Annotated in this window: 4 protein-coding genes; all 4 read right to left on the reverse strand. The window is 63.1% G+C overall.

From position 1 onward, the window contains the following. On the reverse strand, nt 1-2570 hold a 2570-nt coding region (aceE, locus tag AC1DO7_RS38660; protein WP_477117374.1), incomplete at its 3' end, for a pyruvate dehydrogenase (acetyl-transferring), homodimeric type. A gap of 420 nt (nt 2571-2990) precedes the next feature. Then, nucleotides 2991-4067, reverse strand: a complete 1077-nt coding sequence (locus AC1DO7_RS38665; RefSeq protein ID WP_477117375.1) for a porin — start codon at nt 4065-4067, stop codon at nt 2991-2993. A 142-nt stretch (nt 4068-4209) separates the two neighbouring features. Beyond that, nucleotides 4210-5712, reverse strand: coding sequence for a monocarboxylate uptake permease MctP (gene mctP, locus AC1DO7_RS38670; RefSeq protein WP_441621445.1), 1503 nt, complete (start codon nt 5710-5712; stop codon nt 4210-4212). Further along, nucleotides 5709-5906, reverse strand: a complete 198-nt coding sequence (locus AC1DO7_RS38675) for a DUF3311 domain-containing protein (protein ID WP_441621433.1) — start codon at nt 5904-5906, stop codon at nt 5709-5711. Before AC1DO7_RS38675 ends, mctP begins: the two co-directional genes overlap by 4 nt. Nucleotides 5907-6036 lie beyond the last annotated feature (130 nt).

Genomic DNA, 6036 nt, shown 5'->3' on the forward strand with positions numbered 1-6036 from the left:
GGGGTAATCCAGTGGCGATCCACCTCGAAGAAGTGCCGCAGCTGTTCGCGCGTGTCCGAACGGCCGTAGCCGTCCGTCCCCAGCACCACGTACCGGCGCGGCACGAACGAGCGGATCTGGTCCGCCAGCGCGCGCACATAGTCGGTGGCCGCGATCACCGGCCCCTGCATCGGCGCCAGGCATTGTTCCACGTGCGAGCGCCGCGGCGTCTGGCCCGAATGCAGCAGGTTCCAGCGCACCGCCGCGTGGCCCTCGCGCGCCAGCTCGGTAAAGCTGGGGCAGCCCCACAGGTCGGCCTGGACGCCCCAGTCCTCGTCCAGCAGCTTCGCCGCGGCGATCACCTCGCGGAAGATGGTGCCGGCACCCAGCAACTGCACGCGCGGCTGCCCGGCCGCGCCGTCCTTGCCGCGCCGGAACAGGTACATCCCCTTCAGGATGTCCGCCTCCGCATCATTCGGCATGGCCGGATGCTCGTAGTTCTCGTTCATCACGGTAATGTAGTAGTACACATCCTCCTGCTCCTGCACCATGCGGCGCAGGCCGTCCTGGATGATCACCGCGAGTTCATAGGAAAAGGTGGGATCGTAGCTGATGYAGTTGGGGATGGTGCCGCCCCACACCAGGCTGTGCCCGTCCTCGTGTTGCAGCCCTTCGCCGTTGAGCGTGGTGCGCCCGGCGGTGCCGCCCAGCAGGAAGCCGCGCGCACGCTGGTCGCCCGCCGCCCACGCCAGGTCGCCAAAGCGCTGGAAGCCGAACATCGAATAGAAGATGAAGAACGGGATCATCGGCTCGGCGTGCGTCGAGTACGACGTGGCGGCGGCGATCCAGTCCGACATGGCGCCAGCCTCGCTGATCCCTTCCTGCAGGATCTGGCCGTCCTTCGATTCCTTGTAGAAGCTCAGCTGCGACGCATCCTGCGGCGTGTAGTTCTGCCCTTGCTGCGACCAGATGCCGATCTGCCGGAACAGCCCTTCCATGCCAAAGGTGCGCGACTCGTCCGACACGATCGGCACGATGCGCCGGCCCAGCGTCTTGTCGCGCAGCAGCGTGTTGAGGATGCGCACGAAGCTCATTGCGGTGGAAAACTCGCGGCCCTCGCCGCTGGCCTTGAGCTGCCCCTCGAACGCCGAGAGCGCCGGCACCGCCAGCGACGGCCCGCGCCGGCGGCGCGCCGGCAGGTAGCCGCCCAGCGACTGGCGGCGCTCATGCAGGTAAGCGTGCTCGCGCGAGCCGTCCTCGAAGCCGAGGTACGGCAATTCGTCGAGCTGCTGTTCCGTGAGCGGCAGCTGGAAGCGGTCACGGAAATGCATCAGCGCCTCCACCCGCATGCTCTTCTGCTGGTGGGTGATGTTCTGTGCCTCGCCCGCCTCGCCCATGCCATAGCCCTTGATGGTCTTGGCCAGGATCACGGTCGGCTGGCCGCGGTGCTCGCTGGCGGCCTTGTAGGCGGCGTAGACTTTGTGCGGATCGTGGCCACCGCGGTTCAGTGCCCAGATATCGTCGTCGGACCAGTCCGCCACCAGCGCCTTGAGTTCGGGCGTATTGAAAAAATGCTCGCGCACATAGGCGCCGTCCTTCGACTTGAAGGTCTGGTAGTCGCCGTCAACGCATTCCATCATGCGGCGCGCAAGGATGCCGGCCTTGTCGCGCACCAGCAGCGCATCCCACTTGCTGCCCCACACCACCTTGATCACGTTCCAGCCCGCGCCGCGGAACTCCGACTCCAGCTCCTGGATGATCTTGCCGTTGCCGCGCACCGGGCCGTCGAGCCGCTGCAGGTTGCAGTTAATGACAAAGATAAGGTTATCGAGATGCTCGCGCCCGGCCATGCCAAGCGCGCCGCGCGACTCGGGCTCGTCCATTTCGCCATCGCCGCAGAACACCCACACCTTGCGCCCGTCATGCTGGCCGAAGCCCCGGTCCTGCAGGTATTTCATGAAGCGCGCCTGGTAGATGCCCATGATCGGTGCCAGGCCCATCGATACCGTGGGGAACTGCCAGAAATCCGGCATCAGCCACGGATGCGGGTAGGACGAGATGCCCTTGCCGCCCACCTCCTGGCGGAAGTTGTCCATCTGCTCGGCCGTGAGCCTGCCCTCCAGGAAGGCGCGCGCGTAGAAGCCCGGTGCGGAGTGTCCCTGGAAGAAGACAAGGTCACCGCCATGCTGCGCCGACGGTGCATGCCAGAAATGGTTGAAGCCGATCTCGTACAGCGTCGCCGCCGAGGCAAAGCTCGCAATATGGCCGCCGACATTGGTCTCGCGCGCCGCCCGCAGCACCAGCACGAGGGCATTCCATCGGATATAGGAGCGGATGCGATGCTCGAGTCCCTGGTCTCCGGGACTRCGCGCCTGCGCCTCCAGCGGGATCGTATTGAGGTAGGCGGTATTGGCGCTGAACGGCAGGTAAATGCCAGCACCGTGCGCCCGCTCGATGAGCCGCTCTATCAGGTAGTGCGCGCGCTCCGGGCCCTCGCAGGCGATCACCGAATCGAGCGCATCCAGCCATTCGGTGGTTTCCTGAGCGTCGCCGTCATTGTTGCGGGGAGTGGCAGGGTGGGCTTGCGCCATGATAGAACTCCTCTGATGCGTAGATCAGCAAAGCGCCCCGCCCTCGTCGCACGCGGGCCGCTGGGATAGGTACCCAAGGTTAGCATCCGGAACTCGCCACGGTAAGACCATTCTCCACCTGGCGCAGTTCTTCCATTCCCGGTGACCAATCCAATCAATCAATGCCAACGGCGCGGCCGTGATACAGCGTTGCCAGGCGGCGGCGCGTCGGCATGGCTTTTTCGCCACCTCATCGACGCGTTCATGTGACATGGCGACGCCCGAAAAAGTGACGCATGACGTCCGTCTCAATCCCTGGCGATCCATCTCTGGCGAGCTGCCAGACGTGCGATCGGGTCGACAGGAGCACTCCCCGACGGGCTCGCGCTTATCGCTTGCCGATCGCACCAAGACAACGCCCCGTTGTCGGGGCAAAGCGCATCAGAACCGGTGACGGATCCCCATCACCCCACCGACMTGGTTCTTGCCGGGCTGTACGTTAAAGACGGCGGTTGCGCCGCTGCCACTGTTGAAGCCGTTGACACCGAGCTGGGAACTGTCCTTGTTGAGCGCGTAGGACATCGACAGGTAGACGTCGGTGCGCTTGGACAGCGTGTAGTCGCCGGTCAGCACGAACTGCCAAGGGTCCGACCCGGTCTGCCGGAAGTCCTGGTAGTAAGCCGTGCCCAGCACCGAGAACGCCGGCGTGAGTTTGTAGATCACACCCAGCCAGTAGAAGTTGGAGCCCGCATCGGCCGCTTGCGCGCCCGGCAGTCTTGCACCGTCGTACGCCTTGGCCAGGCGATACCCTGCAAATACCTTGGCGGCACCAACAGAGTAAGCGCCCCCCACGGAAACGCGGCGGATGACCGGCGCCTGATTCGCCGCCGTACCGACATGGATATCGTCATAGGCCGCACCCACCGAGAACGGGCCGCTCGCGTAATTGACGAATGCGCCAAATTCGCGCCMGAATACGTTGCTGCCGGCTACCTCGGTGCCATTGGCCTGGAACGAGTAGAAGGCTTGCGCAGTGACCCCGCCGAACGCGCCCATATACTTGATGGCATTGTCCGCGCGCGCACCAAACTCCGGTGCAATCGAAAGCATGCCGTAGCGGTCGGCGATGACGGTGGGATCGTAGGCAGAGCYGAATTCGCGCATCGAGGTCTGCTGCCGTCCAAGACGCAGCGAACCATACCGGCTTTCCAGTCCCACGTATGCATCGCGGCCAAACAGGCGAGCGCTCTGACCGGAATTGCCGGTGTCGATATCAAAGCCACTTTCCAGCTGGAAGACTGCCTTCATCCCGCTGCCCAGGTCCTCCGCGCCACGCAACCCCCAGCGCGAGCCTGACTGATTTCCCGAAGTTACCCGTGCGAGACCATCCCCGTTGCGCCCCGCATTGTTGATATATTCAACGCCAGCGTCAGCAACACCGTACAGCGTCACGTTCGATTGGGCATATACGGCGTTGGCTGCAATGGATGCGGCAAATACCGCAAGAACCTTCTTCATCAAATCTCCAGATTGTTTTATTGGAACACCACTAAAAGGCGATAACAGCGATTTTCATCGGCTCATCTGTCCGCCAGACCCCAGGGCCGCGCCGGGCAACCCGCGCCGCCTTCCAGCCCGCCAGGCCGGAAGGCGGCACGCGCTACCGGGCGGCGACGGAAGCCCTGTCGTCGGCAACACGATGCTTCTGTGTCACCGCCGATACCACCGTAGACACGACGATATTGAGCACCAGCGCAATCACACCGATATAAGTCGGATAGGCGGCATCGCCAAAGTGCAGCGTGTACACCGGCTTCAGCCCCAGGGAGATCGCCAGGCTCGTACCCGTGACGATGCCGACAGCCCAGCCGGCAAATAGTCCAGGCGCAGTCAGGCGCCGCGTGTATAACGTGAACACGACCGCCGGGAAGATCTGGAGAATCCAGACACCGCCGAGCAACTGCAGGTCGATCGCGTATTGCGTCGGCAGCACGATGATGAAGAGCAGCGCGCCAAACTTCACGACCAGCGAGAACAGCTTGGCACTCTTCGCTTCCATCTCAGGAGTCACGTTCGGCGCGATCAGCGGCTCGTATAGATTCCGCGTGAAGAGATTTGCCGCGCCAATCGACATGATGGCTGCCGGCACCAGCGCGCTGATGGCGATGGCGGCCGCCGAAAAGCCCACGAACCACGACGGAAACAACTTGAGGAAGAGCGCCGGCACCACGTCCGAAGCGGACGTCACGTGCACGCCGGCCGCGACTGCCATATAGCCCAGCAGCGCGATCAGGCCCAGCAACAGCGTGTAAGCCGGCAGCGCGATGGCGTTCTTGCGCACTGTGTTTGCCGAACTCGACGACAACACGCCCGTCATGGTATGCGGATACATGAACCCTGCCAGCGCCGATCCGAGTGCCAGCGTCGCATACGCCGTGAACTGCGATGGCTTCAGGATGATGCCCGTGACCCCGCCCTTGGCAGCGAAGTACGTGTCGGCTGCATGGAACAGCGCACCGTAGCCACCGAGCTTGCTCGGGATAATCGATATCGCGGCAATGACCACGATATAGATCATGATGTCTTTCACGAAGGCGATCATCGCCGGCGCACGCAAGCCGCTCGAATAGGTGTACACGGCCAGGATGGCGAAGGCGACAATCAGGGGCAGTTCGCCATCGACGCCGAGGCCCTTGATCACCACCTGCATGCCGATGAGTTGCAGCGCGATGTACGGCAGCGTGGCGACGATCCCCGTGACGGCGACTGCCGCCGGCAGCCATTTGCCGCCGAATTCGCCCTGCACGTAGTCGGCCGCCGTGATGTGGTTCTTGCGGTGGCAGATCTCCCACAGTTTCGGCATGACCGCGAACACGAACGGATAGACGATGATCGTGTAGGGCATCGCGAAGAAGCCATACGCGCCCACCGAATAGACCAGCGCAGGGACCGCGATGACCGTATATGCCGTATAGAAATCCCCGCCAACAAGGAACCACGAGATCACCGTGCCGAATTGCCGGCCACCGAGACCCCATTCGTGAAGCTGGGACAGGTCGCCGCGTTTCCAGCGCGCTGCAACGAAGCCCAGCACAGTAACGAGCACGAAGAACGCAATGAATACCGCCATCGCCACGCCGTCGACCGCCGATGTATCGATCATTTCATCCCCCGATACACGACGTACAGCAGCATGGAGGTGATTGGCACCCAGAGGAACTGATACCAATAGAAGAACGGAAAGCCGAACCACTCGGGCTGTGCGCTGATATAGAACGGCAGCCACAAGAGGCCGATGTAGGGGGCGAGGAGGAGCGGCCAGATCCAGCCGCGGCCTCCTTTGTTTGGTGTCTCCAATGTTGCTCTCCTGAGATGATTGAGCGGATACAAGCACCGATTCGTCGCGATACATGCTCGGGAGTGGTGTCTCCCTTTGCCTGCTTCCGTGCAGAATCAGCCGGCTATCCGCAACGATTTCGCTGAACGC

Source organism: Cupriavidus sp. 05N40 (assembly GCF_056397305.1).